This is a genomic window from Polaromonas sp. YR568, from assembly GCF_943371715.1.
GTDB lineage: Bacteria > Pseudomonadota > Gammaproteobacteria > Burkholderiales > Burkholderiaceae_C > Polaromonas.
Genome location: NZ_CALRVW010000002.1, coordinates 13,409 through 28,724 on the forward strand (window position 1 = coordinate 13,409; position 15,316 = coordinate 28,724).

13 protein-coding genes are annotated in these 15,316 nt (G+C 64.1%); 11 read left to right on the top strand and 2 right to left on the bottom strand.

Annotation, left to right across the window (positions count from 1 at the left end; all coding sequences use genetic code 11):
* Window positions 1–2: 2 nt before the first annotated feature.
* Window positions 3–938, bottom strand: a complete 936-nt coding sequence (locus AAG813_RS01515) for a DNA ligase (RefSeq protein WP_341911118.1) — start codon at window positions 936–938, stop codon at window positions 3–5.
* Between the two features lie 168 nt (window positions 939–1,106).
* Here AAG813_RS01515 and AAG813_RS01520 point away from each other — a divergent pair, with 168 nt between their 5' ends.
* Together AAG813_RS01520 and AAG813_RS01525 are read left to right on the top strand one after the other, a co-directional pair.
* Window positions 1,107–1,313, top strand: coding sequence for a hypothetical protein (locus tag AAG813_RS01520; RefSeq protein ID WP_341911120.1), 207 nt, complete (start codon window positions 1,107–1,109; stop codon window positions 1,311–1,313).
* 3 nt (window positions 1,314–1,316) lie between these two features.
* Complete coding sequence (locus AAG813_RS01525; RefSeq protein ID WP_341911123.1) at window positions 1,317–1,847, top strand: GNAT family N-acetyltransferase; 531 nt, start codon at window positions 1,317–1,319, stop codon at window positions 1,845–1,847.
* A 131-nt stretch (window positions 1,848–1,978) separates the two neighbouring features.
* On the opposite strand, the gene fabI is transcribed toward AAG813_RS01525, so the two are convergent.
* The gene (fabI, locus tag AAG813_RS01530) at window positions 1,979–2,785 is read right to left on the bottom strand and encodes an enoyl-ACP reductase FabI (RefSeq protein WP_341911125.1); all 807 of its coding nucleotides are present in this window, start codon (window positions 2,783–2,785) and stop codon (window positions 1,979–1,981) included.
* Between the two features lie 91 nt (window positions 2,786–2,876).
* On the opposite strand from fabI, the gene AAG813_RS01535 reads away from it, so the two are divergent.
* From AAG813_RS01535 to truB, 9 genes are all read left to right on the top strand, one after another.
* A complete protein-coding gene (locus AAG813_RS01535) occupies window positions 2,877–4,691 on the top strand; it encodes an extracellular solute-binding protein (RefSeq protein ID WP_341911127.1) in 1,815 nt (604 codons plus the stop codon).
* Window positions 4,691–5,725 carry a microcin C ABC transporter permease YejB gene (gene yejB, locus AAG813_RS01540; protein ID WP_096698866.1) on the top strand — a complete coding sequence of 345 codons (1,035 nt, stop codon included), beginning with the start codon at window positions 4,691–4,693 and terminating at the stop codon, window positions 5,723–5,725. The genes AAG813_RS01535 and yejB overlap by 1 nt, the downstream gene beginning before the upstream one ends.
* Before the next feature lie 3 nt (window positions 5,726–5,728).
* On the top strand, window positions 5,729–6,775 hold the full coding sequence (locus AAG813_RS01545; RefSeq protein WP_341911130.1) for an ABC transporter permease: 1,047 nt from the start codon (window positions 5,729–5,731) through the stop codon (window positions 6,773–6,775).
* A 164-nt stretch (window positions 6,776–6,939) separates the two neighbouring features.
* Entirely contained in the window at window positions 6,940–8,484 is a 1,545-nt protein-coding gene (locus tag AAG813_RS01550; RefSeq protein ID WP_341911599.1) for a dipeptide ABC transporter ATP-binding protein, read from the top strand.
* Between the two features lie 245 nt (window positions 8,485–8,729).
* On the top strand, window positions 8,730–9,305 hold the full coding sequence (gene rimP / locus AAG813_RS01555; protein ID WP_096662239.1) for a ribosome maturation factor RimP: 576 nt from the start codon (window positions 8,730–8,732) through the stop codon (window positions 9,303–9,305).
* Between the two features lie 20 nt (window positions 9,306–9,325).
* A complete protein-coding gene (nusA, locus tag AAG813_RS01560) occupies window positions 9,326–10,846 on the top strand; it encodes a transcription termination factor NusA (protein ID WP_341911133.1) in 1,521 nt (506 codons plus the stop codon).
* A gap of 27 nt (window positions 10,847–10,873) precedes the next feature.
* A complete protein-coding gene (gene infB / locus AAG813_RS01565; protein ID WP_341911134.1) occupies window positions 10,874–13,768 on the top strand; it encodes a translation initiation factor IF-2 in 2,895 nt (964 codons plus the stop codon).
* Window positions 13,769–13,834: 66 nt separating this feature from the next.
* Window positions 13,835–14,203: a 30S ribosome-binding factor RbfA gene (gene rbfA, locus AAG813_RS01570; RefSeq protein WP_077594385.1), complete on the top strand. Its 369-nt coding sequence runs from the start codon at window positions 13,835–13,837 to the stop codon at window positions 14,201–14,203.
* Between the two features lie 89 nt (window positions 14,204–14,292).
* A complete protein-coding gene (gene truB / locus AAG813_RS01575) occupies window positions 14,293–15,309 on the top strand; it encodes a tRNA pseudouridine(55) synthase TruB (RefSeq protein WP_341911138.1) in 1,017 nt (338 codons plus the stop codon).
* Window positions 15,310–15,316 lie beyond the last annotated feature (7 nt).

The following is a 15,316-nucleotide window of genomic DNA, read 5'->3' on the forward strand; positions in this document are numbered from 1 at the left end:
ATTCAGGGCCGGGCCGGCGCCATGTCCTCCCGGACCCGCAGGAAGCTCGCAAAGCGCGGCACACCGCTGTCGTTCAGGCCGCGAAAGCGGTAGGTGACGATGCTGCCCAAGGGCGGCGGCTGGCGCCGCTGTTCGTCGCTGAAGCCGGTGCCCAGCTTGAAGCGTTTACCCGGGCGGCTGTTGTCCGCGCCCACGGTTTCGACCAGCAGCGCGCCCAGGGCCGCCGCATGTTTGCCCTGGCCCGGCAGGTGGGCCAGCACGCGGGCTTCCGCATCTTCATGGGTCTTGACCTTGAGCAGGTCGTCATTGCGCAGGCCCTGGTAAAGCGAGGCGCCGCGGTGCAACATCAGTCCTTCACCACCCAGTTTGACGGTTTTGGCCAGCAGGCGCTGGAGTTCCGCATGGCTGGCCACCCGGGACTGCGCCACCGCCTGCACCCAGGGCTGGTCGATGCGGCTGACCACCCCATGGAGCACCGGGATCCGCTCGGAAAAAGTCCCGGCCTGGGTGGGCAGGTCGAACACCATGAAACGCATGGCACGCCACGCGGCGTCGTCCGGGCTTTGCTGGCGCACGGTGGAAACCGCTTTGGAAAATTGGCCCCGGCCGGCCCACAACTCGCCGTCCAGCGGCTGCCTGGGCCAGCCCGCGGTGAACCAGGCCGGGGCGGCGATGCGTTCGCCGCCGCGGGTGAGCAGTTTTTCCCCATTCCAGTAACCACGCACACCGTCGAGTTTTTCACTGACCCAGTAGTCCTGCAGCGCGATGCCGGGGTGGTAGACATTGGCGAGCATCAGCGACGGGCTGGTGCCGGCCGAGGCCGTCAGGGCAGGGGCCAGCAGGGCCGCCCCAGCCAGCAACGCGGGCAGCGCAAAGCGGCGAAGGAAAACGCTGCGCGCGCGGGAGAAGGTGAAGCTGGGGTGTGAAGGTGCCATCATGTCGCTGGATTTACTGCATGATTCATGCCGCTGGCGCCCGAAGCCAGGGCGCGGGCAGCTATCAAAAGTCGTATTGGGGCTTTCCGTTTTTTGTTTCCGGAGGGCGGCTGACGATTGTGCTGCCGGGTCCGGGTTGGGGGCAAGTCTGAACCACTACAAACGCCATTCATGAACACCCTTGATGTTGCTTCCATAGAACAGGCCACCCTGGCCGCCGTGGCGCCCGATACCGTGGAGGCGCACGAAGGCTGGCTGTTGCCGGTCGACCACGGCACCATACGTCGCGCCCGAAGCGCCGTGCCGCTGCAGCATGCACACGCCGAGCCGGGCGTGCTCGGCCGCATCGAGGCGTATTACGCGGCGCACGGCCTTTAGGCAGTGTTTCGGCTGACCACCGCCGACTGTTTTGACAGCCTGCGCCATGAACTGCGCCAGCGCGGCTACAGCGCCGACCAGCCCACGCTGGTGCAGATCGGCACGGTGCCACGTATGCGCGAGGTCTCGTCCCAACCACCCGCAGAGATCGCCATGGCGCCGGATGCCGCCTGGACCGCGCTTTTCCTCGGAGCGGGCTTCGACCCGGTGGACGGCGCCTGCCGGGTCCGGGCACTGGGTCGGGCGCAGGGCTCGGTGTATGCCAGCGTTCGTGAGGGCGGCCAGGTGCTCGCGGGCGGTGTGGCGGCGTTTGGCCACGGCTGGGTCAGCGTCCACGGCATGCGCACCGCCGCAGGCAGCCGCGGGCGCGGACTGGCCGGCCGGGTGCTGGCCGGGCTGGCGGACGCCGCGCAGGCAAGGGGCATGGCGCGGGTCTTTCTGCAGGTGGAGGCAGGCAACACCGCCGCACGCGCACTGTACCGGCGCGCGGGCTTTGACACCGCGTGGACGTATGAGTACTGGCGCCGCGCCTGAGCCGCGGGTTCAGGCCCCGCATGCTCACTTTTGGATAGCTGCTGGCGCCCGTGTATCAAGGGCCCGGGCCGTGTTTGGCTTCAAAAAAGCAGCTTGGGCGTGTGCGGCCGCTGTGTGGCCCCTGGGCCGGTTCAGCTCGCCTCGGGCTCGCGGCCGATGCCGGCCGTGTGGCTGAAGCCGCCGTCCACATAGGTGATTTCGGCGGTCACGCCGGATGCCAGGTCGGACAGCAGGAAGGCGGCCACATTGCCCACGTCCTCGATGGTGACATTGCGCCGTAGCGGCGAGGCCGCAGCCACCATGCCCAGCAACTTGCCGAAGTCCTTGATGCCGCTGGCCGCCAGTGTCTTGATCGGGCCGGCGCTGATGCCGTTGACGCGCATGCCTTTGGGGCCCAGCGACTCGGCCAGGTAACGCACGCTGGCTTCCAGGCTGGCCTTGGCCAGGCCCATGGTGTTGTAGTTGGGAATGGTGCGCTGGGCGCCCAGGTAGGTCAGGGTCAGCAGGGCCGACTTGGGGTTGAGGTGGGGCAGGGCGGCCTTGGCCATGGCCGGAAAACTGTAGGCGCTGATGTCGTGGGCAATCTTGAAGCCCTCGCGTGTCAGGCCTTCGAGGAAATCCCCCGCGATCGCTTCGCGCGGCGCGAAACCGATGCTGTGCACAAAGCCGTCAAAGGTCGGCCAGGTCTTGGACAGGTCCGCAAACAAGGCGGCGATCTGCGCATCGTCACCGACGTCACAGTCAAAAATCAGCTTGGAGTCGAAGTCGGCGGCAAATTCGGTGATGCGGTCCTTGAAACGTTCACCCACATAGCTGAAGGCCAGTTCGGCCCCCTGGGCATGGCAGGCCTTGGCAATGCCGTAAGCGATGGACCGGTTGGACAGGACGCCCGTGATCAACAGTTTTTTGCCGGTGAGAAATCCCGTGGGTGTGCCCATGCGTTGTGCTCCAGTAAGTGCGAGTGAACTGGCCAAGGGCGCGCTGCGTGCATGGCGCTCTTTGCCAACTTAAGTAGTGCAGAATTGTCGCATGCGGGATTTGTTGTTTTTGCGGGCCTTGATGATGGCCGTTCTGGTCTGCCTGGCGCCGGCGTCCTGGGCGGCCCACGCCTACGCGCAGTTCGGCGACATCAAGTACCCGCCGGGCTTCACCCACTTCGATTACGTCAACCCCGCCGCACCCAAGGGGGGAGAGATCCGCATGGTGCCGCCGACCCGGCCCACCAACTTCGACAAGTTCAACCCCTTCACGCTGCGCGGCACCGCGCCCTACGGCATCGGCATGCTGATGATCGAGAGCCTGTTGACCGGCAACGCCGAGGAGCCGACCACCGCCTACGGGCTGCTGGCCGACGACGTCGCGGTGGCGCCGGACCGGCTGTCGGCCACCTTCCGCCTGCATCCCAAGGCGCGTTTTCAGGACGGCTCGCCGGTGCTGGCAGCCGATGTGCTGCATTCGTTCACCCAGTTGACCGGCAAGCTGGCCGCGCCGCAATACCGCAGTATTTATGCCGAGGTCAAGGGCGTGCAGGTGCTCTCCGAACGACTGGTGCGTTTTGATTTTGCGGTGCCCAACCCCGAGTTGCCGCTGGTCGTCGGCGGCATGCCGGTGTTCAGCCGTGCCTGGGGCGGCGGCAAGCCGTTTGACAAAATTGTGTCCGACCTGCCGATAGGCTCCGGCCCCTACAAACCCGCCAGCACGGCCATGGGGCGCGATATCACCTATGTCCGCGACCCGGCCTACTGGGGCGCCGACTTGCCCAGCCGCAAGGGGCAGTTCAACTTCGACCGCATCACCTTCAAGATCTACCTCGACGAAACCTCGCGTTTTGAGGGCCTGAAAGCCGGTGAATACGACTTCATGCGCGAGTTCATCTCACGCAACTGGGCGCGCCAGTACACCGGCAAGCAGTTCACCTCGGGCGAACTCGTCAAGCGTGCTTTCGAAAACCGCAATCCCGGCGACTTCCAGGGCTATGTGTTCAACCTGCGCAAGGAAAAATTCCAGGATGTGCGCGTGCGCCAGGCGATCGGGCTGGCCATGGACTTCGAATGGATGAACCGCCAGCTGTTCTACGGCATCTACAAACGTGTCAACGGCTATTTCCCGAACAGCGAGTTTCATGCCGAGGGGTTGCCCAAGCCCGACGAACTGGCGCTGCTGGAGCCGCTGCGCGCCAGGCTCAGCCCCGCAGTGTTTGGCGCCGTGCCGGTGGCGCCCACCACCACGCCACCGGGCAGCCTGCGGCAGAACCTGCGTCAGGCCCAGGCGCTGCTGCGCGAAGCCGGCTGGACCTACCGGGATGGCGCGCTGCGCAATGCCAAAGGCGAGGCCTTCACGATGGAGTTCCTCAACGACCAGCCCTCGCTGGCGCGCATCGTCGGGCCTTTCCAGAAGGCGCTGGAAAAGCTGGGCATCACCATGACTTACCGGGTGGTCGACTTCTCCCTGTCCAAGCAGAAGATGGACGCGTTCGATTTCGAGGTCACGACCTTGCGGTTGCCGGGCTCGACCGCGCCGGGCAGTGAGCTGCTGGAGCGTTTCGGCTCGGAGGCGGCGAAGACGCCGGGCTCCTCGAATGTCTGGGGCATTGCCGACCCGGCGGTCGATGCCTTGCTGCAAAAGGTGGTCACCGCCAGAACCCGGCCCGAACTGGGCGCCGCCATGCGTGCGCTGGACCGGGTGCTGACACACGGCTTTTACTCGGTGCCACAGTACTACGGCGATGCTTTCCTGATCGGCTACCGGCCTGCGCCTTTTGTTCTTCCTCCCGTGATTCCGCCTTATTACCAGGCCGACACCTGGGCCATGAGCACCTGGTGGGCTTCCAGCACGAACAAATAATGGCCAGCTACATCCTCAAACGCCTGCTGCTGATGATTCCCACCCTGCTGGGGGTGCTGCTGCTGACCTTCGCCATGGTGCAGTTCGTGCCCGGCGGCCCGGTCGAGCAGATGGTGGCGCAACTGCAGGGGCGCGATTCGGGCGGCGAGCGGGCGGCGGCCACCGGCTCCGGCTACCGCGGGCGCCAGGGCCTGGACGCGCAGCGCATCGAGGAAATCAGGGCGCTGTACGGCTTTGACAAACCCGTGCACGAGCGCTTTTTCCAGATGCTGGGGCAGTTCGCGCGGTTTGACCTCGGCAAGAGTTTTTACCAGCACAAGGACGTCTGGCAGCTGGTCAAGGAAAAGCTGCCGGTGTCCATCAGCCTCGGTCTTTGGACCTTTTTCATCAGCTACCTGATCGCCGTGCCGCTCGGCGTGGCCAAGGCGGTGCGTGCCGGCTCGCGTTTTGACTTCGTCACCACGCTGATCGTGCTGGTCGGTTACGCCATTCCCGGCTTTGTGCTGGGCGTGGCGCTGCTCGTGATTTTTGGCGGGCAGCTGCAGTGGTTTCCCTTGCGCGGGCTGACCTCGTCGAACTGGGAAACCTTGAGCTGGGGCGCGCGCATTACCGACTACCTGTGGCACATCACCTTGCCGGTCACGGCCATGGTGCTGGGCAGTTTTGCGGTCACGGCGGTGCTGACCAAAAACTCCTTTCTCGAGGAAATCCGCAAGCAGTACGTGCTGACGGCCCGGGCCAAAGGCCTGTCCGAGCGCCAGGTGCTCTGGAAACACGTGTTCCGCAATGCGCTGATCCCCATCATCACCGGTTTCCCGTCGGCCTTCATCGGCGCCTTTTTCACCGGGTCGCTGCTGATCGAAACCCTGTTTTCGCTCGACGGCCTGGGCCTGCTGAGTTACGAAAGCGTGATCCGGCGCGACTACCCGGTGGTGCTGGGCACGCTGTACCTGTTCACGCTGATCGGTCTGCTGACCAAGCTGGTCTCCGATCTCTGTTATGTCTGGGTTGATCCCCGCGTGAAGTTTGATTGAGTCATGACGGTCCCTGCCTCGCCCCTTTCCGCATCGCCCTCCAGACGGGCCTGGCAGCGCTTCCGGCGCAACAAGCTGGGCTACCGCAGCCTGGTGATTTTCTGCGTGCTGGTGGTGCTGAGCCTGTTTGCCGAGGTCTTGTCCAACGACAGGCCGCTGCTGGTGCGTTACGAGGGGGCGTTCTACTTCCCGCTGGTCCGGGACTATTCGGAGAAAACCTTTGGCGGGGATTTCGACACCCCGACCGATTACCTCGATCCCTTTGTCCGCGCCAAACTCAGGGAAGGGGGCAACTGGTCGGTTTATCCGCTCAATCCCTACGGCCCGCGCACCATCAACTATTTTGCGAAAGAGCCCAATCCGTCGGCGCCGTCGCGCGACAACCTGTTCGGCACCGACGACCGCGGGCGCGACCTGCTGGCCCAGCTGATCTACGGTTTCCGCCTCAGCGTGCTGTTCGGGTTGGCGCTGACGCTGATCGGTGTGGTGGTCGGCATCATCACTGGAGCGGTGCAGGGTTATGTGGGTGGCAAAACCGACCTGGCCTTCCAGCGTTTCATCGAAATCTGGGGCTCCATGCCCGAGCTGTACCTCCTGATCATTTTCAGCGCGATTTTTGCGCCCAGCGTGGCCGTGCTCCTGCTCCTGCTGAGCCTGTTCGGCTGGATGGGCCTGTCCGACTATGTACGCGCCGAGTTTCTGCGCAACCGCCAGATGGACTACGTGCGCGCGGCGCGCGCGCTGGGCGTCGGCAACCTGCAGATCATGTGGCGCCACATCCTGCCCAACAGCCTGACACCGGTGGTCACCTTTCTGCCTTTTCGCATGAGCGCCGCGATTCTGGCGCTGACCTCGCTCGATTTCCTGGGCCTGGGCGTGCCGCCCGGTACACCCTCGCTGGGCGAGTTGCTGAACCAGGGCAAGGCCAACATCGACGCCTGGTGGATATCCCTGTCGACTTTCGCGGTGCTGGTGCTGACCCTGCTGCTGCTGACCTTCATGGGCGATGCGCTGCGGGATGCGCTGGACCCCCGGAAGGCAGATAAATGACGGCCCCCACGCTCCGCACTGACGTGTCGTCGCTGCCCCCCGAGGAGGCTGAACTTGCTCGGGGCGGCCCTTCGCTGCGTTCGACGGCCCCCACGCCGGGCACGGACGTGTCCTGTCTTCTTGAGGTCAACAACCTGCGCGTGTCTTTTGCGGGCAAGGAGGTCATGCGTGGCATCGATTTTTCCATCCAGCCCGGGGAAAAACTCGCGCTGGTCGGGGAGTCGGGCTCCGGAAAAACCGTCACCGCGCTGAGCCTGCTGCGCCTCGTGCAGAACGCTGCCATCAGTGGCGAGGCGGCTTTCGCCGCGCAGGAGGGGCCGGTGGACTTGCTGTCCCTGCCCGAGCGGGCCTTGCGCGGCATCCGCGGCCAGGACATCGCGATGATCTTCCAGGAGCCGATGACGGCCCTGAACCCGCTGTTCACCGTGGGTGAGCAGATCGCCGAAGTCTTGCAGCTGAAAAAGGCCATGACGCCCGTCGAATCTGCGCAGGCAGCTATCAAATTGCTAGCGGATACCGGCATCCCCGAGGCCGCCCGGCGTGCTGGTTCCTACCCGCACCAGCTGTCGGGCGGCCAGCGCCAGCGCGCCATGATTGCCATGGCGCTGGCCTGCCAGCCCAAACTGCTGCTGGCCGACGAGCCGACCACGGCACTGGACGTGACGCTGCGCACGCAGATCCTGGACCTGCTGACCGGGCTGCAGCAGCGCAATGGCATGGCGGTCCTCCTGATCACCCACGACCTGAACCTGGTGCGGCGCTTTGCCGACCGCATTGCGGTGATGGAGGACGGACGCATTGTGGAGACCGGGCCGGTGGCGCAGGTGTTCGACCAGCCGCAGCATGCCTACACCCGCAAGCTGATCGACAGCCGGCCGGTCCGCGACGTGGCGCAGGGCCGGGTCGATCCTGCTGCCGCCGCCGTCCTGCAGGCCAGCGACCTGCGGGTGACGTACCCGCTGCCGATTCGCGGGGTGCGCGGCTGGTTTCGCAAGGGCGAGTTTGTGGCCCTCCATGGCGCCAGTTTCCAGATTCCCGCCGGCCAGACCCTGGGGGTGATCGGTGAGTCCGGGTCCGGCAAATCCACGCTGGCCCTGGCCGCGCTGGGCCTGCATCCGCACCAGGGGCAGTTGCTGGCGGCGGGCCAGGCATGGAGCAAGGATGCCGCCAGCAACAAACGCATCCGCCGCGCGGTGCAGGTGGTGTTCCAGGACCCGTTTTCCTCGCTGTCGCCGCGCATGACGGTCGAGGAAATCGTCGGTGAAGGCCTGCGCGTGCACGAGCCGGGGCTGTCCGCCGGCCAGCGGCGCGCGCAGGTGCTGCAGTCGCTGGCGGAAGTGGGCATGAGCGAAGCGCAGTTCCCGGGGTTACTGCAGCGCTACCCGCATGAGTTTTCAGGCGGGCAACGCCAGCGGCTGGCCATTGCCCGGGCCCTGATCATCCAGCCCCAGTTGCTGGTGCTGGACGAACCGACCAGCGCCCTGGACGTGACCATCCAGAAACAGGTGCTCCAGCTGCTGCAAAAACTCCAGCGCGAGCGTGGCCTGAGCTACCTGTTGATCACCCACGACGTGGACGTGATCCGGGCCATGGCGCACCAGGTCATGGTGCTCAAGGACGGCGAGGTGCTGGAAGCCGGCAGCGTGGACGAGGTGCTGGAGCGGCCGCAACACCCTTACACCCAGACCCTGGTGGCAGCGCAAGTCTGACGGGAATGGACGTCCATCCAGGCTCTTTTTGCTGATTTCGGCGCTTTTTCCGGAATTCGCGGACACCGGCCAAGCGGGCAACGCGTGCGGGTAGGGGCCCCGGCATGTAAACTGCTTGCACAGGCGCCGCCAGCAGGATACAATATGCGCTTCACGACCAAATGGGCGGGTTTTCACCGCCCATTTTTTTTGGGCGTTTGTTTTTGCAACCCCTGATTTTTACGAAGCTGCTTTTTTAGAACTGAATGGCATTACACGAGACGATTGAGCAAACAGTCACGGGACTGGGTTACGAGCTGGTGGACATCGAGCGTACCGCCGGTGGTTTGCTGCGCGTGACGATTGACCAGCCTTATGTCCAGGGTGCCGAGCAGTTCATCAACGCGGAAGACTGCGAAAAGGTCACGCGCCAGCTGCAGTTTGTGCTGGAAGTGGAGGGTGCGGCGTATTCCCGGCTCGAGGTGAGCTCGCCGGGCATCGACCGGCCCTTGCGCAGCGAAAAGGATTTCGAGCGCTTTGCCGGCGAGTTGATCGACCTCACGCTGAAGGCGCCCATCGGGGCGGCAGCGGCGGCCGGATCAGGCGTGTCGGCCAGCCGAAAAAAATTCCGCGGCACGCTTGAACGTGCGGCCTCCGGATGGCAGATTGTGTGGAGCGAAGAGCCCGCCGTCAAACCCGGGCAAAAGGTAAGCAAGAAGAGGATTCCCGCACCGCTGCAGGCGTTGGGTTTCACGCTGGATGAAATAGTGCAGGCGCGTCTGGCGCCCGTTGTTGACTTCAAGGGGCGCCGGCCGAAAAGCGCACCCGCCACAGAGATATAAAAGAAAGGCAGGCTTGTGAAATGAATCGCGAACTGTTGATGTTGGTTGATGCCATATCGCGTGAGAAAAATGTTGAACGTGACGTCGTCTTTGGCGCGGTCGAGCTCGCGCTCGCCTCGGCCACAAAAAAGGTGTACGCAGACGGTGTAGACATCCGCGTGGTGGTGGACCGCGATAGCGGCAACTACGAAACCTTCCGCCGCTGGCTGGTGGTGCCTGACGAAGCCGGCCTGCAAAATCCCGAAGCCGAAGAGCTGGTCAGCGATGCGCGCGACGAGATTGCCGACATCGAAGAAGGCGACTACATCGAAAAGCCGGTCGAAAGCCTGCCGATCGGCCGTATTGGCGCGCAAGCGGCCAAACAGGTCATCCTGCAGAAAATCCGCGACGCCGAGCGCGAGATGCTGCTCAACGACTTCATGTCGCGCGGCGAGAAGATTTTTGTCGGCACCGTCAAGCGCATGGACAAGGGCGACATCATTGTCGAATCCGGCCGCGTTGAAGGCCGCCTGCGTCGCAGCGACATGATTCCGAAGGAGAACCTGCGCTCCGGTGACCGCGTTCGCGCCATGATCATGGAAGTCGACAACACCCTGCGTGGTGCGCCCATCATCCTGTCGCGCACCGCGCCCGAGTTCATGATCGAGCTGTTCCGCCAGGAAGTGCCCGAGATCGAGCAGGGCCTGCTGGAGATCAAGTCCTGCGCCCGCGACCCCGGTTCGCGCGCCAAGATTGCCGTGCTGTCGCATGACAAACGCGTCGATCCGATCGGCACCTGCGTCGGCGTGCGCGGTACCCGTGTCAACGGCGTGACCAACGAGCTTGCCGGCGAACGTGTCGACATCGTGCTGTGGAGCGAGGATCCGGCCCAGTTCGTGATTGGCGCGCTGGCCCCGGCCAACGTGTCATCCATCGTTGTGGACGAAGAGCGCCACGCCATGGATGTCGTGGTGGACGAGGAAAACCTCGCCATCTCGATCGGTCGTGGCGGCCAGAACGTGCGGCTCGCCGCCGAGCTGACCGGCTGGAAGATCAACATCATGACGGCCGACGAGTCCGCTGAAAAGCAGGCGACCGAGACAGACACCAGCCGCAAGCTGTTCATGGAAAAACTCGATGTGGACGAGGAAATCGCCGACATCCTGATCTCCGAAGGCTTCACCAGCCTGGAAGAAGTCGCCTATGTGCCGCTGCAGGAGATGCTGGAGATCGAGTCCTTCGATGAAGACACGGTCAACGAACTGCGCACGCGAGCCAAGGATGCCTTGCTGACGATGGAAATCGCCAGGGAAGAAGACGTCGAAGGCGTTTCGCAGAACCTGCGCGATGTCGAAGGCCTGACGCCCGAACTGATTGCCAAATTGACCGATGCGGGTGTGAGCACCCGTGACGACCTGGCCGATCTGGCCGTCGACGAATTAACCGATATCACCGGCCAGTCTGCGGACGAGGCCAAAGCCCTGATCATGACCGCGCGCGCGCATTGGTTTACCGATGAGGCTGCAGAGCCCGCCGCGCCGGCAACGGCCCAAGAGCAATGATCATGGAGGCCAGCAGGAAAAAAACATATGTCCAGTACCACTACCGTCGCTGAATTCGCAGCTGAACTGAATAAACCCACCGCCACCCTGATCGAGCAATTGACCAGTGCCGGTGTTGCCAAGGCGCAGGCCACGGATCCCCTGTCAGAGGCCGACAAGCAGAAATTGCTGAGTTATCTGCAGGCGGCCCATGGCACCGCCAGTGCCGAGCGCAAGAAAATCACGCTGGTCAAGAAATCGACCACCGAAATCAAGCAGGCCGATGCCACCGGCCGCGCCCGCACCATCCAGGTCGAGGTTCGCAAAAAGCGCACCTTCATCAAGCGCGACGAAGGCTCTGAGCAACCTGTCGAAGAGGTTGCCGCGCCGGTTGCCGCCCCTGAGGTGCCGGTGATCGACAACGCCGAGCTGGTTCGCCGCGAGGAAGAAGCCAGCCGCCATGCCGAGCTGCTGCGCCGCCAGGAAGAAGAACTCTCGGAAAAACGCCGCCTGCGCGAAGAGCAGGATGCCAGGGACCAGGCCCTTGAAAACGAGCGCCAGGCTGCAGAGCAGAGTGCGCTGGTTGCTGCGCAAGCCGCCGAAGCTGCCAAAAAAGTGGAAAAACCCACCATTGGCAAAATCATTCCTGCCGCCAAGGCTGTGCCGGCACCAGCCGAGCCGGACAGCGCCGCTGCGGCGCTGGCGGCTTCAAAAGCGGCTGAGGCCAGTGCCGCCCAGGCGGCCGCCAAGGCCAAGGCCACCGCCGAATTCCAGGCCGACGCCGTGAAGGCGCAGGACCTGCAGGACAGGCGCAAGAAAGCCGAGGCGGAAGCCGCCGGCATTCGCGCCATGATGAATGCGCCCAAGCGTGTTCTGGTGCCCCACGTCGACCCGAAAGCCGTCATCAAGGGCACGCTGCACAAGCCGGCCGTCGTGCCGGGTGCCGCGAAACCGGCAGCGCCGGGCGCCGTGGCAGGGGCTGCGGGCAAGAAGGAAGTCAAGTCGGAGAACCTGTCTTCGACCTGGAAGGACGACGCCGCCAAGAAAAAAGGCGAGATCAAGACCCGCGGCGCGCCTGTCGTGCCGGGTCGCGGCAACTTCCGTGGCGGTCCGCGCGGCCGTCGCAGTTCGGACCGCGATTCGCGTTCCGAGTCCACTTTTGTGGCGCCGACCGAGTTCAAGGTCATCGAGGTGCATGTGCCGGAGACCATCACGGTCGCCGAGCTTGCCCACAAGATGAGCGTGAAGTCCTCCGAGGTGATCAAACACCTGATGAAGCTGGGCCAGATGGTCACCATCAACCAGCCGCTGGACCAGGACACCGCGATGATCGTGGTGGAAGAAATGGGCCACAAGGCGGTCACTGCGTCGCTGGACGATCCGGAGGCTTTTGCCGACGAGGACGTGCAAGGCCAGCAGGCCGAGTTGCTGCCGCGCGCACCGGTCGTGACCGTCATGGGTCACGTTGACCACGGCAAGACCTCGCTGCTCGACTACATCCGCCGCGCCAAGGTGGCCTCCGGTGAAGCCGGCGGCATCACCCAGCACATTGGCGCTTACCACGTGGAAACGCCACGCGGCATGGTGTCCTTCCTGGACACGCCGGGTCACGAGGCGTTCACTGCCATGCGTGCCCGTGGCGCGCAGGCGACCGACATCGTGATCCTGGTGGTGGCCGCCGACGACGGCGTCATGCCGCAGACCAAGGAAGCCATCAAGCATGCGAAAGCGGCCGGGGTGCCCATCGTCGTGGCGATCAACAAGATCGACAAGCCGGGTATCAACATGGAGCGCGTCAAGGGCGAGCTGGTCACTGAAGAAGTGATTCCCGAAGAGTTCGGTGGCGACGTGCCCTTTGTCGGCGTGTCGGCCCATACCGGCGCCGGCATCGATGCCCTGCTCGAGCAGGTGCTGTTGCAGGCCGAGGTACTGGAGCTCAAGGCACCGGTCGATGCGCTGGCCAAGGGTCTGGTGATTGAAGCCCGTCTCGACAAGGGTCGCGGCCCGGTCGCGACCGTGCTGGTGCAGGCGGGTACGCTGAAAGCCGGCGACGTGGTGCTGGCCGGTTCGACCTTTGGCCGCGTGCGCGCCATGCTGGACGAAAACGGCAAGCCGATCAAGACGGCCGGTCCGTCGATTCCGGTGGAAATCCAGGGTCTGACGGAAGTGCCGCAGGCTGGTGATGAGTTCATGGTCATGCTCGACGAACGTCGCGCCCGTGAAATCGCCACCTACCGTGCCGGCAAGTTCCGCAACACCAAGCTGGCCAAGCAGCAGGCTGCCAAGCTGGAGAACATGTTCTCCGACATCGGCGCCGGCGAGGTCAAGATGCTGCCAATCATCATCAAGGCCGACGTGCAGGGTTCGCAGGAAGCACTGGCCCAGTCGCTGCTCAAGCTCTCGACCGACGAGGTCAAGGTGCAGCTGGTGTACTCCGGTGTCGGTGGTATTTCCGAGTCCGACGTCAATCTGGCGATCGCCTCCAAGGCCGTGGTGATCGGGTTCAACACCCGCGCCGATGCCCAGGCCCGCAAGCTGGCAGAAAACAACGGCGTGGACCTTCGCTACTACAACATCATTTACGATGCGGTGGACGAACTGCGCGCCGCGATGTCGGGCATGCTGACGCCGGACAAGAAGGAAGAAGTCATCGGTACGGCCGAGATTCGCCAGGTGTTCAAGGTCAGCAAGATCGGCTCGATCGCCGGCTGTATGGTCACCGCCGGTGTGGTTCGCCGCAACGCGCGCCTGCGGCTGCTGCGCGAAAACATCGTCATCTTTACGGGTGAACTCGACTCGCTCAAGCGTTTCAAGGACGATGCCAAAGAGGTCAAGGAAGGCTTCGAGTGCGGCTTGAACGTCAAGGGCTACAACGACATCCAGGTTGGCGACATGCTGGAGTTCTTTGAGATCCGTGAAGTGGCCAGGACGCTGGAGGCCTGAAGACCCTAAGACTGCCTTGCGGCTGGCGCTTCACGGTGCCGGCCGCCACAAGTCCCCCTATTTTGTATGCGTAAAAAATCATCCACCCCGAATCGCGGTTTTCGCGTCGCCGATCAGATCCAGCGCGATCTGACGGAGCTGATCGCGCGCGAACTGAAAGACCCGCGGGTCGGGATGGTGACCATCCAGGCCGTCGAGGTGACGCCGGACTATGCACATGCGAAAGTGTTTTTCAGCGTGCTGATCGGCGACCCGAAAGAGTGCGAAACAGCACTGAACCAGGCTGCAGGCTTTCTGCGCAACGGCCTGTTCAAGAAGCTGATGATCCACACGGTGCCGACCCTGCATTTCCAGTTCGACCGCACGACCGAACGTGCAGCCGACATGAACGCCCTGATTGCCAAGGCGGTTTCCTCCCGCGCCCAGGACGACTGAGTTCGCGCCGTTTCCCTTGATGACAGGTTCAGGGACAACGGTGCCAACGAAACGCCGGGTCCGCCCGCGCGTTGAGCCTGTCGGAATTTATGACGCAAACTTCTCCTCATCGCCAAAAGATACAGCGACGTCCCGTGCACGGCGTGCTGCTGCTCGACAAGCCGCTGGGCCTGTCGAGCAATCAGGCCTTGCAGAAGGCCAAATGGCTGCTGCGTGCTGACAAGGCCGGCCATACCGGCACGCTCGATCCGCTGGCCACCGGCGTGCTGCCCCTGTGTTTCGGGGCGGCCACCAAGTTCAGCCAGCTGCAGCTCGACGCCGACAAGACCTACGAAGCCGTGCTGCTGCTGGGCCAGAAAACCAGCACCGCCGACGCCGAGGGCGATGTCATCGAGACGCGCCCGGTGCCGGCCATCACGCCCGAACTGCTGGCCGACCTGACGCGCCGCTTCACCGGCCCGCTGGCGCAGGTGCCGCCCATGTATTCGGCCCTGAAGAAAGATGGCAAGGCGCTGTACGAGTACGCGCGCAAGGGCGAGGAAGTCGAGCGGGACGCCCGCCACATCACCATTTACAAGCTGGAAATGGCTCCAGCCCAGGATCCACGGGTGCTGGCAGCTATCAAAATAGTAGTGTCGTGCAGCAAAGGTACCTACATCCGCACGCTCGGTGAAGACATCGGCGAGGCCATCGGCTGCGGTGCCCACCTTGGCTCGCTGCGGCGCCTGGAGACCGGCGGTTATACCGACCGCCAGTGTGTGAGCCTGCCGGCGCTCGAAGCCATGAGCGAGGCGGAACGTGAGGCCTGCCTGTTGCCGGTGCAGTCGCTGGTGGCCGCCTTTCCTTCTGTCACATTGGGCGCCGATGATGCAGGGCGGTTCCTGAGCGGCTTGCGTCGCCGCGGCAGCCCGGGCCAATGGGGGCCGGACAGCGCGATGGTGCAGGTCTATGGCGCCAACCCGCCGGCCTTTCTGGGCTCGGCCCATGTGACCGCCGATGAATTGATCCCCGGGCGCCTGCTCAGCCCGATTGAAATCCAGGACATGCTGCTTGCCAGCCCGTCCCTTGCTTCCAGCCCTGCGGCACCTGCCGCATTGGCCCATTAACCAGTCA